General features: G+C 68.2%; 15 protein-coding genes. 9 read left to right on the forward strand and 6 right to left on the reverse strand.

Annotated features, from left to right (window positions below; genetic code table 11):
* Nucleotides 1–108 precede the first annotated feature (108 nt).
* The 7 genes from AC5P7F_RS14525 to AC5P7F_RS14555 all read left to right on the forward strand — a co-directional run bounded on the left by AC5P7F_RS14525 (nucleotide 109) and on the right by AC5P7F_RS14555 (nucleotide 6,847).
* Entirely contained in the window at nucleotides 109–906 is a 798-nt protein-coding gene (locus AC5P7F_RS14525) for a ParA family protein (RefSeq protein ID WP_014648884.1), read from the forward strand.
* The gene (locus AC5P7F_RS14530) at nucleotides 906–1,829 is read left to right on the forward strand and encodes a ParB/RepB/Spo0J family partition protein (RefSeq protein WP_014648883.1); all 924 of its coding nucleotides are present in this window, start codon (nucleotides 906–908) and stop codon (nucleotides 1,827–1,829) included. Before AC5P7F_RS14525 ends, AC5P7F_RS14530 begins: the two co-directional genes overlap by 1 nt.
* Nucleotides 1,830–1,955: 126 nt before the next feature.
* Nucleotides 1,956–2,690, forward strand: a complete 735-nt coding sequence (locus AC5P7F_RS14535) for a suppressor of fused domain protein (protein WP_049407664.1) — start codon at nucleotides 1,956–1,958, stop codon at nucleotides 2,688–2,690.
* 45 nt (nucleotides 2,691–2,735) lie between these two features.
* Nucleotides 2,736–3,701 (forward strand): NAD-dependent epimerase/dehydratase family protein, encoded by a 966-nt coding sequence (locus AC5P7F_RS14540; RefSeq protein ID WP_014648881.1) that lies wholly within the window; start codon nucleotides 2,736–2,738, stop codon nucleotides 3,699–3,701.
* 90 nt (nucleotides 3,702–3,791) lie between these two features.
* Nucleotides 3,792–4,514, forward strand: coding sequence for a glycosyltransferase family 2 protein (locus AC5P7F_RS14545; protein ID WP_005420380.1), 723 nt, complete (start codon nucleotides 3,792–3,794; stop codon nucleotides 4,512–4,514).
* Entirely contained in the window at nucleotides 4,514–4,861 is a 348-nt protein-coding gene (locus AC5P7F_RS14550; protein ID WP_014648879.1) for a lipid-A-disaccharide synthase N-terminal domain-containing protein, read from the forward strand. The genes AC5P7F_RS14545 and AC5P7F_RS14550 overlap by 1 nt, the downstream gene beginning before the upstream one ends.
* A gap of 213 nt (nucleotides 4,862–5,074) precedes the next feature.
* Nucleotides 5,075–6,847 carry a DUF885 domain-containing protein gene (locus AC5P7F_RS14555; RefSeq protein ID WP_049442093.1) on the forward strand — a complete coding sequence of 591 codons (1,773 nt, stop codon included), beginning with the start codon at nucleotides 5,075–5,077 and terminating at the stop codon, nucleotides 6,845–6,847.
* 95 nt (nucleotides 6,848–6,942) lie between these two features.
* Here the strand turns inward: AC5P7F_RS14555 and AC5P7F_RS14560 are convergent, their stop codons facing one another.
* The 5 genes from AC5P7F_RS14560 to AC5P7F_RS14580 form a co-directional block, all read right to left on the reverse strand.
* A complete protein-coding gene (locus AC5P7F_RS14560) occupies nucleotides 6,943–10,152 on the reverse strand; it encodes an efflux RND transporter permease subunit (protein ID WP_049442091.1) in 3,210 nt (1,069 codons plus the stop codon).
* A gap of 10 nt (nucleotides 10,153–10,162) precedes the next feature.
* Complete coding sequence (locus tag AC5P7F_RS14565; RefSeq protein WP_032960667.1) at nucleotides 10,163–11,368, reverse strand: efflux RND transporter periplasmic adaptor subunit; 1,206 nt, start codon at nucleotides 11,366–11,368, stop codon at nucleotides 10,163–10,165.
* A complete protein-coding gene (locus AC5P7F_RS14570; RefSeq protein ID WP_049442090.1) occupies nucleotides 11,365–12,618 on the reverse strand; it encodes a TolC family protein in 1,254 nt (417 codons plus the stop codon). Before AC5P7F_RS14570 ends, AC5P7F_RS14565 begins: the two co-directional genes overlap by 4 nt.
* Nucleotides 12,619–12,674: 56 nt before the next feature.
* A complete protein-coding gene (locus AC5P7F_RS14575) occupies nucleotides 12,675–13,007 on the reverse strand; it encodes a hypothetical protein (protein ID WP_164076983.1) in 333 nt (110 codons plus the stop codon).
* Nucleotides 13,008–13,248: 241 nt separating this feature from the next.
* The gene (locus tag AC5P7F_RS14580) at nucleotides 13,249–13,638 is read right to left on the reverse strand and encodes a RidA family protein (RefSeq protein WP_014648873.1); all 390 of its coding nucleotides are present in this window, start codon (nucleotides 13,636–13,638) and stop codon (nucleotides 13,249–13,251) included.
* A gap of 108 nt (nucleotides 13,639–13,746) precedes the next feature.
* On the opposite strand from AC5P7F_RS14580, the gene AC5P7F_RS14585 reads away from it, so the two are divergent.
* On the forward strand, nucleotides 13,747–14,640 hold the full coding sequence (locus tag AC5P7F_RS14585) for a LysR family transcriptional regulator (protein ID WP_100450805.1): 894 nt from the start codon (nucleotides 13,747–13,749) through the stop codon (nucleotides 14,638–14,640).
* Nucleotides 14,641–14,786: 146 nt separating this feature from the next.
* A complete protein-coding gene (gene dnaQ, locus AC5P7F_RS14590) occupies nucleotides 14,787–15,296 on the forward strand; it encodes a DNA polymerase III subunit epsilon (RefSeq protein WP_014648871.1) in 510 nt (169 codons plus the stop codon).
* A 13-nt stretch (nucleotides 15,297–15,309) separates the two neighbouring features.
* On the opposite strand, the gene AC5P7F_RS14595 is transcribed toward dnaQ, so the two are convergent.
* On the reverse strand, nucleotides 15,310–16,524 hold the full coding sequence (locus AC5P7F_RS14595) for a nucleotide disphospho-sugar-binding domain-containing protein (protein WP_164076984.1): 1,215 nt from the start codon (nucleotides 16,522–16,524) through the stop codon (nucleotides 15,310–15,312).
* Nucleotide 16,525: the final 1 nt, after the last annotated feature.

A 16,525-nucleotide genomic window follows, 5' to 3' on the forward strand; every position in this document is an offset into this window, starting at 1 on the left:
CGCCGCCAGCCCCTTGTGGAACAACGGGTTGGCGATCCACGATTTCCGCAAGGGGCCGGTTGTACGCATAATGACCGGTCCCAGCACACGTCGACGAGGCACACCCGCATGGCCCGCATCATCGCCATCGCCAACCAGAAGGGTGGCGTCGGCAAGACCACGACCGCCGTCAACCTGGCCGCTTCCCTGGCCAACGCACCCAAGCGCGTGCTGTTGGTCGACCTGGATTCGCAGGGCAACGCGACCATGGGCAGTGGCGTGGACAAACGCGAGCTGGCCGCCTCCACCTGTGACCTGCTGCTCGGCGAGAACAGCGCTGCCGATGTACGCGTGCAGACTGCCGAGGGTTACGACCTGCTGCCCGGCAATATCGACCTGACCGCCGCCGAGATCCAGCTGATGGGCCAGAGCGAGCGCGAGCAGCGCCTGAAGCGCGCGCTGGCGCCGATCCGCGACGAGTACGACTACATCCTGATCGACTGCCCGCCGGCGCTGTCGCTGCTGACGCTCAACGCGCTGGCCGCCGCCGACTCGGTGATCGTGCCGATGCAGTGCGAGTACTACGCGCTGGAAGGCCTGAGCGCGCTGGTGGAAACCATCGAAGCGCTGCGCACCAGCCTGAACCCGGCGCTGGAGATCGAAGGTGTGCTGCGCACCATGTTCGACGTGCGCAACAACCTGGCCAACGCAGTGTCGGCCGAGCTCACCGAGCACTTCGGCGACCGCGTGTTCCGCACCATCGTGCCGCGCAACGTGCGCCTGGCCGAGGCACCCAGCCATGGCCAGAGCATCGTCGGCTACGACCGCGCCTCGCGCGGTGGCGTGGCCTACCTGGGCCTGGCCGGCGAGATCATCCGCCGCAACAACGAACGCAACAAGGCCGGCAAGGCCGTGGAGATCGTCTGATGACCAGCAGCAAGCCGGCAGCCAAGAAGCGAGGCCTCGGCCGTGGCCTGGATGCGCTGTTGGGCCCGAAAGGCGCGGTCAGCCAGGTGCAGGCCACCACCGCGGTGATCGAGCCGCTGCCGGGTGAAGTGCTGCGCAAGTTGCCGGTCGGCCAGCTGCAGCCGGGCAAGTACCAGCCGCGCCGCGAGATGGACGAGGGCAAGCTGTCCGAGTTGGCCGACTCGATCAAGTCGCAGGGCGTGATCCAGCCGATCCTGGTGCGCCAGCTGCCGGCAGGCAACTACGAAATCGTCGCCGGTGAACGCCGTTGGCGCGCATCGCAGCTGGCCGGCCTGGACGAAGTGCCGGTGGTGGTGCGCGAGCTGGAAGACCGCACCGTCATCGCGATGGCGCTGATCGAGAACATCCAGCGCGAAGACCTCAACCCGCTGGAAGAAGCCGAGGCGCTGCAGCGCCTGATCAGCGAGTTCACCCTGACCCATGCCGAGGCCGCCGAGGCCGTCGGCCGCTCGCGCGCGGCGGTGTCCAACCTGCTGCGCCTGCTGGAGCTGCCGGTGGCGATCCGCCTGCTGCTGGAAACCCGCCGCCTGGAAATGGGCCACGCCCGCGCGCTGCTGACCCTGGCTCCCGAGCTGGCCGGCAAGCTGGCCCAGGAAGCAGCCGATGAAGGCTGGTCGGTGCGCGAGGTCGAGCGCCGTGCGCAGGCCTTCGCCGCCGGCAAGGTGCCGAGCAACCGCCCGGCGGCCACGCCGAAGGTGCAGCAGGCTGATATCGCCTCGCTGGAGACCGAACTGTCCGAAGCATTGGGCGCCAAGGTGGCGATCAATCATGGCCGCGGTGGCAAGGGCAAGCTGATCATCCACTACACCGACCTGGATACCCTGGACGGCGTGCTGGAAAAGCTGCGCACGCGCCAGGGCTGAGCCCGGCGCAGTGACAGGGGCGCGGCCCGTTCCTGCCGTGTCCCGCCAATGACAGGGAACGTACCGCCGCGCGCGCCGAGGGAATGCACTCCCTTCCGGTCCGTGGCCTCATCCAGGGAGCAGGACATGAGCAACGAATACGAGGACGTCAGCCCGGACGGCACCCAGATACTGGTACATCGCCGCGAAAAGGACTTCGTGCTCGCCACCGGCGAAGAACGCCACATCGAGGCGATCAGCGCCCACCTCGAACGCCATCTGGGCCCGGTGTCCGGTGTCTTCCACGAGATCATCTCCGACCTGGTGCACATCGACGTGCACGTGGTGCCGGCCAATGACCACTGCCCTTACCTGCGCCTGGTCACCTCCGGCATGAGCGACCTGCCGATGACCGTGCCCGCCGAGGTGGACGCGGACGTGCCGCGCTACATGGAACTGATGGTGACCCTGCCGGCGGACTGGCCCATCTCCCAGGACGCCTTCGAGGACGAGCGCAATTACTGGCCGGTGCGCCTGCTGAAGGGCATGGCGCGGTTGCCGCACGAGTACGACACCTGGCTGGGCTTCGGCCACACCATTCCCAACGGCCATCCCAGCGAGCCCTATGCGCCGGGCGTGGGCTTCGACGGCGCCATCGTGCTGCCGCCGGTAACCACCCCGGAGGACTTTGCCACGCTGGAACTGGACGACGGCAAGACCATCAGCTTCATGAGCCTGGTCCCGCTGTACCCCGAAGAGATGGACCTGAAGCTGAGGAAGGGCGCCGAGGCGCTGCTCGACCGCTTCGACGCGAAGAAGATCCAGGATGTAATCGAACCCGGCCGCACCAACGTGGCGAAGAAGCGTTTCGGTTTGTTCTGAGACCGGTAACATCAGGGGCCTGAACTTCGTTTCCAGGCCCCTGCCATGACCATCCTGCTCACCGGCGCTGCCGGCTTCATCGGTGCCTACACCGCCCGCGCACTGCTGGAGGCCGGCCAGGCCGTGGTCGGCCTGGACAACTTCAACGATTACTACGACCCGCAGATCAAGCGCGACCGCGTGGCCGCGCTGTGCCCGTCGCTGGACCTGCGCGCGCTGGACCTGACCGACCGCGAGGGCCTGGCTGCGCTGTTCGATGAAGTGCAGCCGACGGCGGTGATCCATCTGGCCGCCCAGGCCGGCGTGCGCTATTCGCTGGAAAACCCGCACGCCTACGTCGACAGCAACCTGGTCGGCTTCGTCAACATGCTCGAACTGTGCCGCCACCGCGGCGTGCAGCACCTGGTGTATGCCTCCAGCAGCTCGGTCTACGGCGATTCGGCCACGCCGCCGTTCTCCGAGGACCAGCGCGTAGACCAGCCGCGTTCGCTGTACGCGGCGACCAAGGCGGCCAATGAGCTGATGGCCTACACCTACGCGCAGCTGTACGGCCTGCATGCCACCGGCCTGCGCTTCTTCACCGTGTATGGCCCGTGGGGCCGGCCGGACATGGCACCGCTGCTGTTCTCCCGCGCGGTGCTGGCCGGGCGGCCGATCGACGTGTTCAACGAAGGCCGCATGCAGCGCGATTTCACACATGTCTCCGACATTGTGTCCGGTATCCTCGGCGCCCTCGCGCACCCGGCCGACGGCCCGGTGCCGCACCGGGTGTTCAACCTCGGCAACCATACGCCGGTCGAGCTGGAGCGCTTCATCAGCGTGATCGAGCAGGCCGCCGGCCGCCCCGCGCAGAAGGTGTACAAGCCCATGCAGCCCGGCGACATGGTGCGCACGATGGCCGATACCCGGCGCGCACATGACGCTTTCGGCTTCGATGCGGTGACCCCGATCGAAGAAGGCCTGCCGCCTGTGGTGCAGTGGTGCCGCGAGTATTTTGGCGATCGCGCCTGAGGATGGATCCTCACGCCGCGGGGTTCATCTTCGGATAACCTCGGCAGCGGAGAATGCGCGGTCTTTGTCCCCCCTTTGGCCGAGTGCCTTATGAGCCAACCCGAGCTTTCCGTTGTCGTCCCGGTATTCAACGAGCGCGACAATGTCGCCCCGCTGGTCGCCGAAATCACCGCCGCGCTGCGTGGCCGGCTGCCGTTCGAAATCGTCTACATCGACGATCACTCGCGCGATGACACCCTGGCGGTGCTGCAGGGACTGAAGGCGACCACCCCGGAACTGCGCGTGCTGCACCATGTGAACCAGAGCGGGCAGAGCACCGCGGTGCGCACCGGCGTCAAGCACGCCCGCGCGCCGTGGATCGCGACCCTGGATGGCGATGGCCAGAACGATCCGGCCGATATCCCCAAGCTGCTCGCCGCACGCGACGCCGCCGAGGCGCAGGTGAAGCTGTTCGCCGGCTGGCGCGTCAACCGCCAGGACAGCGGCAGCAAGCGCTGGGCCAGCAAATGGGCCAACGCCATCCGTGCACGCATGCTGCGCGACGATACGCCCGATACCGGCTGCGGCATCAAGCTGTTCGAACGCAGCGCGTTCCTCGACCTGCCGTACTTCGACCACATGCACCGCTACCTGCCGGCGCTGATGCAGCGCGCCGGCTGGAAGACCACCAGCGTGCCGGTCAACCACCGCCACCGTACCGCTGGCGTGTCCAAGTACAACAACCTCGGCCGCGCGCTGGTCGGCATCCGCGACCTGCGTGGCGTGGCCTGGCTGATCACCCGCAGCAAGCGCACCGCGGTGGAGGAGCGCTGATGGATCTGGAGCTGCATTGGCTCGACCAGCCGCTGACCTGGCTGTACTGGACCGGCCTGCACGTGACCGGCTGGAAGCTGATCGGCTATACCGGCGCGCTGATGTTCGGCGGCCGCTGGCTGGTCCAGTTCGTCGCGTCCAAGCGCGCCGGCAAGCCGGTGATCCCGCGCCTGTTCTGGTACATGAGCGTGCTCGGCAGCCTGATGACGCTGAGCTACTTCCTGTTCTCGGCCAAGCAGGACTCGGTGGGCGTGCTGCAGAACCTGTTCCCGGCGTTCACCGCGCTGTACAGCCTGCACCTGGACATCAAGCACCGCGGCTGGAAGCGCGACAAGGCCAGCCACTGAGGCCCCGGGGGTCGGATCCCTTTTCATGGGAAAGGGCTCTGACCCCGTCCGGATCACCCCGTCCGGATCCGCGGCGCATCCACGCATGACGTGGGTCTACTGCGTACCTGGCTACCGGGGCCCCGGTCTGCTGCGCAGGCAGGACCTTCGTCCCATGCCACGGGCGATGGGGGGTGCCATGATCGGGGTCTGCCTTCCCGGGAACCTGTGCTCGTGAAAACCCGTCTTGCCGTTGCCCTGCTGATCGCCCTGTCCGCCCCTGCCGTGGCCCTGGCCGCGCCGCCCGCCACCGCCGCACCGTCCGGCGTGGCCACTGAATCGCCCGCCGACGCCGCCTTCCGCGCGCTGTACGAGAAGGAATGGAAGTGGCGCCAGCAGGGCGGTGGCGAGGCCAGCGAGGACGAGGACGCCCCGGCCAACGCCACCCGCATGCCCGACGTCGGCCCGGCCGCGCAGCAGGCGCGCCTGAAGGTGTGGGATGAGACCCTGGCCGCGCTGAAGAAGATCGACCCGAAGACCCTGTCGGCCGACAACCAGGTCAACTACGCGATCTACCACGACCAGGTGTTCAACCTGGCCGAAGAGACGCGCCTGCGCGGCTACGAGATGCCGTTCAACGCCGATTCCTCGTTCTGGTCCAACCTGTCCTTCATGGCCCGGCGCGAGATGAAGACCGTGCAGGACTACCAGAACTACATCGCACGCCTGAATGATGTACCGCGCTACTTCGGCCAGCAGACCGAGAACATGCGCGCCGGCTTGAAGCGTGGTTTCAGCGTGCCGCGCGCGGTGCTCGATGGCCGCGAAGTGTCCATCGCCACCGTCGCCGAGCTGAAGGACCCGACCGAGTCGCCGCTGTACGCGCCGTTCAAGAAGCTGCCCACCACCATCCCGGCCGCCGAGCAGGCCAGGCTGCAGGCGCAGGCGCGCGAAGCAATCAGCGGCAAGGTGGTGCCGGCGTTCCAGCAGCTGCGCACCTTCTTCGTCAACGAGTACGTGCCGCAGGCGCGTACCACCCTGGCCGCCGAAGCGATGCCCGATGGCAAGGCGTACTACCGGCAGCAGATCCACGAGTACACCACGCTGGACCTGTCGCCGGACGAGATCCACCGCATCGGCCTGGATGAGGTCGCGCGCATCCAGAAGGAAATGAACGACATCATCAAGCAGGTGAAGTTCAAGGGCAGCTTTGCCGAGTTCCTGACCTTCCTGCGTACCGATCCGCAGTTCTATGCAAAGACACCGGAAGAGCTGCTGTCGCGTGCCGCGTGGATCTCCAAGCGGGCGGATGGCCAGCTGGGCAAGTACATGACGTTGCCGCGCGCGCGCTTCACCATCGTGCCGGTGCCGCCGGACATCGCACCGTTCTGGACGGCCGGCCGCGGTGGCATGGGCACCTACTGGCTCAACACCTACAACCTGCCGTCGCGCCCGCTGTACAACCTGCCGGCGCTGACCCTGCATGAATCCGATCCGGGCCACTCGCTGCAGGGCGCGATCGCCGCCGAGCAGAAGAACCTGCCGGAGTTCCGCCGCAACGCCTACATCTCCGCCTATGGCGAAGGCTGGGCGCTGTACTGCGAGAAACTGGGCGTGGAGATGGGCATCTACGAAACCCCGTACGAGGACTTCGGCCGCCTGACCTACGAGATGTGGCGTGCCGCGCGCCTGGTGATCGACACCGGCGTGCACAGCAAGGGCTGGACCCGCGAGCAGGCGTTGGCCTACCTGCGTGACCACACCGCGCTGAGCGAGCATGAAGTGACCACCGAGGTGGACCGCTACATCTCCTGGCCTGGCCAGGCGCTGAGCTACAAGCTGGGCGAGATCGCCATCGTGCGCCTGCGTGCGCAGGCCGAGAAGGAGCTGGGCGACAAGTTCGACATCAAGGGCTTCCACGACACCCTGCTCAAGCAGGGCTCGGTGCCGCTGCCGGTGCTGGAACAGCAGATCCAGGCCTACATCGCCGAGCGCAAGAAGGCCTGACCGTGCAAGGGTAGTGCCGGCCGCTGGCCGGCAACCCGACCCGGTCACGGGGTCGGATCCCTTTCCTGTGGAAAGGGCTCCGACCCCCTCTCGCCTCACCCCACCGGCCGCGGCTTGGCCACCCGTGCTGCGAAGGTCGGCAGCACCAGCAGGGTCAGCACGGTGGCGGTGATCAGGCCACCGATCACCACCGTGGCCAGCGGCTTCTGCACCTCCGCACCGGAACCGCTGGCAATCGCCATCGGGATGAAGCCGACGATCGCCACCAGCGCCGTGGTCAGCACCGCGCGGATGCGGCTCGAGGCACCGTTGATCGCCGCCTGCAGCGGCAGGTCGCCGGCATCCAGGCGTTCGCGGATCGCCTGCATCAGCACCAGGCCGTTCAACGTGGCCACGCCGGAGACGGCGATGAAGCCAACTGCCGCCGATACCGAGAATGGCATGCCTCGCAGCAGCAGCGCGAGGATGCCACCGACCAGCGCCAACGGCACGCAGCTGAACACCAGAATGGCTTCCTTGCCGCTGCGCAGGGCCATGAACAGCAGGCTGCCGATCAGCAGGAACACCACCGGCACCACGGTTGCCAACCGCTTCTCCGCGCGCTGCAGGTTCTCGAACTGACCGCCCCAGGTCAGGTAGGCGCCCGGCGGCAGCGCCACGTCGGCCACCGCGGCCTGCGCCTCGCCGACGAAGCCGCCCAGATCGCGACCGCGCACGTTGGCCTGCACCACCACGCGGCGGCTGCCGTTGTTGCGGCTGATCTGGTTCGGCCCTTCGCTCACGGTAATGCGCGCCACCGACGACAACGGAATCACGAGCCCCGATGGCGTGGCGATCGGCAGCGAGGCCAGCTGGTCCGGATCGTTGCGCGAGGCATCGTCCAGGCGCACCACCACGTTGAAGCGGCGGTCGCCTTCGAAGATCTTGCCGGCCGTGGTACCGCCGATGCCGGTGGACAGCGCATCACTCACATCTGCAGCGCTCAACCCGTACTGTGCCGCCGCCACGTGGTCGATCGCCACGTTGAGCGTGGGCAGGCCGGAGATCTGTTCTACCCGCACGTCGGCCGCGCCATCCACCGCACGCAGCTTCAACGCCACCTGGTCGGCCACCTTCTGCAGCTGGCTGAAGTCATCACCGAAGATCATTACGGCCAGGTCGGTACGCACGCCGGAAATCAGTTCGTTGAAGCGCAGCTCGATCGGCTGGCTGAACTCGAAGCTGTTGCCCAGCTGCTGCCCGGCCAGTTTCTCGAAGCGCGCCACCAGTGCGTCCTTGGCCAGCGTCGGATCGGGCCAGTCCTTGCGTGGCTTCAACACGATCACGCTGTCGGAAATGTTGGTCGGCATCGGGTCGATCGCCGCCTCGGCGGTACCGGTGCGCGAGAACACGGTTTCCACTTCCGGCTGCTTGGCAATCGCCTTTTCCAGCGCCAGCTGCATTGCCAGTGACTGCTCCAGCGAGGTCGATGGCACGCGCAGGGCCTGCATCGCCACGTTGCCTTCATCCAGGGTCGGCATGAACTCGCGGCCCAGCAGCGAGAACGCGCCGATGCCCACCACCACCATCATCACCGCACCGGCCAGCACCGTGCGCGGGTGCGCCACGGCCTTGCGCACCACCGGTTCGATGCGCGCACGCAGCACGCGGATCAGCCTGGTTTCGTGCTCGCCGTCGTCCGCGTGCGCATCGCCGTCCTTCACCTTGGGCTCGCGCACCAGCAGCGCGGCCATCGCCGGCACGAAGGTGAAGGAAAACAGGAAGGCACCGACCAGGGCCAGCATGAACGTGGCCGCCATCGGGTGGAACGTCTTGCCCTCCACGCCCTCCAGCGTGAGGATCGGCGCGAACACCAGCAGGATGATCAGCTGGCCGAAGGCCGCAGGGCGCGCCATCTTAATGGCCGAATCGGCGGCTACGCGCAGGCGTTCCATCGCGGTCAGCGCGCGGCCCAGTTCGGCGCGGCGCTGGCCCAGCATCAGCAGTGTCGACTCGACCACGATCACCGCACCGTCCACCAGGATGCCGAAGTCCAGCGCACCCAGGCTCATCAGGTTGCCACTGATGCCGAAGCGGTTCATGCCGATCACTGCGAACAGGAACGACAGCGGAATCACCAGCGCGGTGATCGTTGCCGCACGCAGGTTGCCCAGCAGCAGGAACAGCACCACCACCACCAGCAGCGCGCCCTCGGTGAGGTTCCTGGCGACGGTCTTGATGGTGGAATTGACCAGCACGCTGCGGTCCAGCACCGGTGCCGCCACGATGTCGGCCGGCAGTGACTTGTTTACCTGTTCCAGGCGCGCGGCCGCTGCCTGGGCCACGGTGCGGCTGTTGCCACCGGCAATCATCAGCGCGGTGCCCAGCACGGCTTCATGGCCGTTGCGGCTGGCCGCACCCAGCCGCGGCGCGCGGCTCAGTTCCACCGTGGCCACATCGGCTACGCGTACCACCACGCCATTGCGGGTCGCCACCGGGGCCTGTGCCAGGTCGTCGGTGGTCAGCGCCAGGCCGTCGGCACGTACCACCAGGCCCTCGCCGGCACGCTGTACGAAGCCGGCACCGGCCTGCACGTTGGAACGCTGCAGGGCAGTGACCAGGTCGGCCAGGCCGAGGCCATGCGCGGCCAGTCTGGCGCTGTCCGGATGCACGCCGTATTCCTTGACGTAGCCGCCAACCGTATCGACGCCGGCCAGCCCCGGGCTGGAACGCATCTGCGGCGCGATGATCCAGTCCTGCACGGTGCGCAGGTAGGTCGCACGTTCTTCGGGCGTACGCAGCAGGTTGCCTTCCGGTGTGCGGTAGACCTCGCCGGCCTGCCAGCCCGCTTCATCGGGTTTGGCCAGTTTGGCCGGATCGAACGCGGTGAAGTCCACCGTCCACATCAGCACCTCGCCAAGGCCGGTGGTGACCGGCGACAGCATCGGTGATGCACCATCGGGCAGGTCTTCCGATGCCTCGCGCATGCGTTCGGCCACCTGCTGGCGGGCGAAGTAGATGTCGGTGGCATCGGTGAAGATCGCGGTGACCTGCGAGAAACCATTGCGCGACAGCGAACGCGTGGTGGTCAGGCCGGGGATGCCGGCCAGCGCGGTTTCCAGCGGATAGGTCACCTGCCGCTCGATCTGCTCCGGTGTCAGCGCCGGTGCCACCGTGTTGATCTGTACCTGACGGTTGGTGATGTCCGGCACCGCGTCGATCGGCAGCTTGCCCAGCTGGAACAGGCCCACCGCGGCGATCAGCGCGGCCATGAACACCACCAGCCAGCGGTGGCGCACCGCTGTTTCAATGATCAGCTTGAACATGGTCGCCTCCTCAGTGGCCGTGCTCGGCTTCGCCCTTGGCCAGCTCGGCCTTGAGCAGGAAGGCATTGGCACCGACGATGCGCTCGCTGCCGGTCAGCCCAGCGAGGATCTCGATGCGGTCACCGGCACGGCGCCCGGCCAGGACCGGCTGCGCCTTGAAGCCACCTTCGACGGCGACAAACACCGCGCTGCTGCCATCAACGTTCTGCACTGCATCGGCCGGGACGCTGAGCGAACCGTCCTGGCCTTCGGTGACCACCACGGCCGAGACCGGCGAACCGGCCGGCGGCAGCGACGCATCCACCGGGGTGGCGCGGATCACCGCGACGCCGCCCTGCTGGCGCACATCGGCGGCCGAACCGGTGACGGTGGCGGTGAAGCTGCCACCCGGCACGCTCACTTCCAGCGTCATGCCGGGCGTGACCTGTGCGGCCAGCGCCGGCGGTGCGGTGAACACCAGCTCGTTCATTGTCGGGTCGGCGACATCGGCGACTGCACTGCCGGCGGCGACTACACCGCCCGGAGTGACCTGCACGTTGCCGACGATGCCGGCCACCGGGCTGGTGATGCGCACGCGGCCACTGGCATCGGGCGCACCGTTGGCAGCGGCCTGGGCCTGCGCGGCAGCGGCCTGGGCCTGTGCCGCCAGCGACCGTGCGCGCGAGGCTTCCATCTCCTGGCGGGCAACCACGCCCTGGTCGACCAGCGCCTTGTCGCGACCATAGGCCAGGCGCGCGGCCTCGGCTTCGGCCGAGGCGGCCAGCGCATTGGCGCGGAACACCGCCGCTTCGCCGCTGACCACGATCGCCAGTGCCTGGTTCTGCTTCACCGCGGTGCCCGGTGCGACCAGCACGCGTTCGACGCGGCCGGTCACGGTCGACGCCACCGAGGCGCGTGCACCGACCGACGGTTCGACCCGGCCGGACAGGCGCGTGGAGCTACCGCCACCACGACCGACCGCGACCACTTCGATACCGGACGCCTTGATCTGCTCAGGAGTCAGCTGCACGACACCCTCATCGCCATCGGCGGGCGCCTTTGCGGATTCGGCCTTGGCCTCCTTGCTGTCGGCGGCATGGCCGTGGCCATCGTCGGTGCCGGCCTTGGCCGCAGCCGGGTCTTCATTGGCAGGTGTCTGCGCGTTGCCAGCGCAGCCGGCCAGCAGCGCGGCCAGCAGCACGCCGCCGATCAGCGGGAAAGTACGGGAGAGCGTCATGGGACCTCCACAAAAGGTGCGCGCCCTTCAAGGCGGGCAAGATCGATTTCCGCGGCGACGCGCGACAGGCGCGCATCCACGGCGGTGCCGCGGGCGGCGATGAGGGCGCTGCGCGTGCTGCGCAGTTCCAGCTGCGAGATGCGCCCGGCGTCGAAGCCGATGCGGGCCAGGCGATACGCCTCTTCGGCGGCGACCACGCTTTCATCGGCGGCGCGGGTACGGCTGCCGGCGGCCTTCAAACCGGCCACCGCGGAGAGGCGTGCCGCCTCGCTGTCGCGGCGCTGCTGGTCCAGGCGTGCCTCGGCCGCGCGCTGGTCGGCATTGGCGGCGCGTATGCCCCCGCGGTTGCGGTCGAACAGCGGGATGCTGAGGCTGACCCCGAGGTTGTAGGCGCGCTCGCCCCCCTCGCGGAAGCGGGTCTGCGCGGCAGTGACGCTCAGGTCGGGCAGGGCGCGCTTGCGCTCCACCTCGACCAGCTTGCCCGCCGCATCGGCTTCGGCTTCAGCGATGCGCACCGCCAGTGCGGTATCGGTGGCACCGCGTGGCAACGGCGGCGCGCGGTCGAGCAGGCTGTCGCCGATCGACTGCACCGGCGCATCCAGCAGCGCGGCACCGGCCAGGCGGGCCAGCGCGGCATCGCGGAAGGCCTGCGCCTCATCCAGCGCGGCGCTGGCGTTGGCGACTTCGCTCTGCGCCTGCACGGCGCGCAGCTGCGGCTCGCGGCCCTGCTTGACCATCGCGTTGACCGCGTTGGCGTCAGCGCGGGTGAGGCTCAGTGCTTCTTCGGCCAGGGTGTAGCGGCGCAGTGCACTTTCCGCCTGTGCATAGACCACCGCCAGCTGGCTGGCCACGTCGCTGCGGCTTTGGGCACCACGCAGGTTGGCGGCCTGTGCCTCGGCACGGGCGGCACGGACACGCGCGCCACGCTGGCCCCAGACCTCCAGCGGCTGGGACAGGGTGAGCACGGTATCGGCCTTGCCCATGCCGCCATAGGAGCCGGTGCCCCAGGCGTTTTCGGCGGAGTAAGAGAGGGAAGGGTTGGGCAACGCACGGGCCTGGTCGGCGCGCGCGTCGGCGGCCTCGGCCAGCGCCGCACCGACGCGGGTGCCGGGCAGCTGGTCCAGGCGTTCAAGCAGGGTGTCGTAGGAAGGGGCGGCTTGCGCCATCACCGATGCCGCCGGGGCCAGGCCCAGCAACACGGCGACGACCCGCCCGGCCGCACGCAGCGGCCGACGTGTCAGGGTCGACATGAAGAATTTCCGGAGGTGAGGGGAACCGAAGCCCGCGAATGCGGGACGCGCTCAACTCACGCCCGGGGAGGACGCGTCAGTTCATCCTGGGCGACCGCATAGGTCGCCGCGTCGCCGGCATTCATCCAGCGCGCCGGAAGCGGCGCACCGAAGGCGGCGAAGGTACTGGCCGGCAGGCTCAGATTGGAGTGGTGGCAGTGGTTGTGGCCACAGGCACCGACGTGCTTGCCGTCGGCATCGCCATCGGCATCCGGTGCGGACTCCACATGCACCGTGCTGGCATGCGGTTCCACCGTGCAGGCCAGCGCGTCGGCCACCGGCACGACCACGAATGCCGCCATCAGCAGCATCAGCAGGGTCGAACGGAGGTGGTGGGTGATCCAGCGCATGGACGGCAGGCTAGCAAGCGGTTTTCGCCGGATACAATATCAATGGACGCTTCGGGAATTCGTCGGAATCTCCCGTTCAGCTGGGCCGGGCGCGGGGTCGGATCCCTTTCCTCCGGAAAGGGCTCTGACCCCACCACACCGTTCGGGTGCGCCGCGCACATGTGCTCTGGTAGGTGTCGACCTTGGTCGACACGCTTTTCGACCCCACCGCGTTGCCGGCCAGCGGCCGGCACTACCCGTATCACGGCAGCTTCGCGATCACCTTGATCTCGAACTGGAACCCATACAGCCAGGTCACGCCGATACCGGTCAGGGTCGGGTGCGGCGCCTCGCCCCAATACTCCGGCACGATTGCCCAGGCCTTCTCAAAGTTCTTCTCTGGATCGACCAGGAACACGGTCACGTCGATCACGTCATCGAACGTGCAGCCGGCAGCAGCCAACACCGCATTGAGATTCTCGAAGGCGCGGCGCACCTGCGTTTCGAAGTCTGGCTCGGGCGAGCCGTCCTCACGGCTGCCGACCTGGCCGGATACGAACAGGAAGCCGTTGGAACGGATCGCAGGCGAGTAGCGGTTGCGCTCGTACAGGGCCTGGCGGCCGGCGGGGAAAACGACATCACGCTGTGACATGGGGAAGATCCCGTGGGAGAGAACGCCATCCTCCCCGTCAGCGCTGTCTGGATAAACCGCGATGATCGGCCTAGATTGATTGTCAATTCCAAACAATCATGGCCCGCCATGGACCGTTTCGAGGCGATGCGGGCCTTTGCCCGGGTGGTGGAAACCGGCAGCTTCACCCGCGCCGCGCAGACCCTGCAGATCAGCCGCACCACGGCCACCCAGCTGGTGCAGCAGCTGGAGGCACACCTGCGGCTGCGCCTGCTCAACCGCACCACGCGCCGGGTCAGCGTCACCGCCGACGGCGCGGCCTACTACCCGCGCATCGCCCGCCTGCTGGCCGAGCTGGAAGAAGTGGAGGGCGGGCTGGGCGACGCGGCCAGCCAGCCGCGCGGGCGGCTGCGCGTGGATGTGCCCGGGCCCTACGCGCGGCTGCGGCTGGTGCCGGCGTTGCCGGATTTCCAGGCGCGCTACCCGGAGATCCAGCTGGACATCGGCGTGAGTGACCGCGAGGTCGATGTCATCGCCGACAACGTCGACTGCGTGATCCGGGGTGGCACCCCGGCCGACCCGGCACTGGTGGCGCGGCCGCTGGCGGCGCTGCCGATCGGCTTCCACGCCAGCCCCGGCTATGTGCAGCGTTTCGGGTTGCCGACCGATCCGCGCGCGCTGGAAGGACCCGACCACCACATGGTCGGCTTCCTCAGCCCGCGCAGTGGCCGCGCACGCGTGTTCGTTGCACAGCGCGGCGATGAACGCGTTGAGGTGCAGGGCCGCTATACGGTCGGCTTCGATGATGGAAACGCCTATCTGGCCGCCGCGTTGGCGGGGTTGGGCGTGGTGGCGCTGCCCAGCTACATGGCCGAGCCGCACGTGGCGCGCGGCGAGCTGTTGCCGGTGTTGCCGGACTGGCAGCTGCCGCCGATGCCGATGCATGTGATGTTCCCGCCGAACCGGCACATGAGCCAGCGGCTGCGGGTGTTCATCGATTGGGTGGTGGAGGCGTTGGGTTGATCGCGCGCGCGCATCTGTAGAGCCGAGCCCACGCTCGGCTGCTTCTGGCATCACCAAGCCCGAGCTACGCGCGCCAGCCGAGCGTGGGCCCGGCTCTACCGGCATGCGAAAATCACCACAGCACGTAACAGGAAACATCGCCACGCATGAGTCGCATCGTCGCACTGGATACCGAAACCACCGGCATCTCCCACCGCCTGGGGCACCGGGTGATCGAAATCGGTGCCGTCGAACTGATCGATGGCCAGCTCACCGGCCGCCAGTTCCACACCTACCTGCAGCCGCAGCGCAGGGTCGACTGGGGTGCACAGCGCGTGCACGGCATCAGTGATGCGATGCTGGTGGGCAAGCCACTGTTTTCCAGCAAGGCTGCTGAACTGCTGGACTTCCTGCGCGGCAGCGAGATGGTCGCGCACAACGCCACCTTCGATGTGGGCTTCCTGGACAACGAGCTGCGTCTGTCCGGTATTCCTGGCACGCTGGCCCAGCATTGCCGCATCACCTGTAGCCTGAAGCTGGCGCGCGGGCGCTGGCCCGGCCAGGGCAACAAGCTGGACGATGTGCTGCAGCGCCTGCGCATTCCCAGCCAGCGCGGCCTGCACGGCGCGCTCAAGGATGCCCATCTGCTGGCGCAGGTGATCCCGCACCTGCGCTGAGGCCTGGCCGCTGTTACACCGGCCGTAACCAGCGCTCGATCATCGCCACGCCACAGGCCACCCCGTCCTCATGGCCCATCGCCACGCCCAGGGCCGCCGCGCGTGCGCGTGTTGCGTCGGTTTCAACGAAGGTGATGGCTGCCGCCAGCGTTGCTGCATCCAGTCGCTTCGGTGACAACGGTGGCGGTGCCACGCCCAACCGATACAGGCGATCGGCCCAGAAGAACTGATCCGCGGCGAACGGCATCACCAGCGAGGGAATGCCGGCGCGGCAGGCCGAATGCGTGGTGCCGCTGCCACCATGGTGGATGGCGAGTGCGCAATGCGGGAACAGTGCTTCGTGTGGCGTCGGGCCGAGCACGAACACCTCTGCTGGCAGCGCACCCGTCGGCAATCCGGCCCACCCTGGAAACAGCAGCACCCGGCGCGGTGCCAGCGCCTGCAGCAGGGCCGGCAGCACGCGCTCGCGATCAAACCCGGTCATGCTGCCAAAGCCCAGGTACACCGGCGGGGGCCCGGCATCGAGGAAGGCCTGCAGATCGACCGGGGGCGTCCAGGGCGCATCAGGAAGCCGCCACTGGCCACAGACGATGTGGTCGGCCGGCCAGTCCGCCGGTGGCGGCAGCAGCTGCGGCGAGATGCCATAGAGCATCGGCAGGCCGGACCACAACGCGCGGCGCGGCGATTGCCCCAGTTGCTGGCGTGCCGCGTTGATCGGCCGGCGGAACTGGCGCCAGATCAGGCCGTTGACCCACCCGTAACTGGCCCGGTTCAACCAGCCCGGCGAGCGTCCGGGCGGCAGGAACGGAGAGCGGAAGGCCCGCGTCGGGGTCAGCGGAATCATGCCGGTGCCGATGACCGGCAGACCCCGACGTTCGCCCACGCTCATGCCGACAAGGGCCGCCAGTCCGCCGGTCAGAATCGCATCGCAGCCTTCGGCGGCGGCATCGGCCTGGCGCATCCAGCCGCTGACATGCTGCAGCGCCATCCGTGCCAGACCGGTACTGGCGGCGGCAACACCGTTGCCCCGCGAGACAAGGGCGACCACTTCGTCATGGATGTCACCCTCAAGGGCCGCGTGGGGCACATCCAGGGCCTGCGCGCTGCCCAGGGTGCCGCCATCGGCCAGCAGTGTCACCGCGTGGCCTGCGCTGATCAGCCCATGGCAGAGCATGGCGAGCGGACGCGTATCGCCTTCGGTTCCGTAGGTCAGGGCCAGCAGCCGCATG

Source organism: Stenotrophomonas sp. YJH_SMC_105-26, from assembly GCF_059368915.1.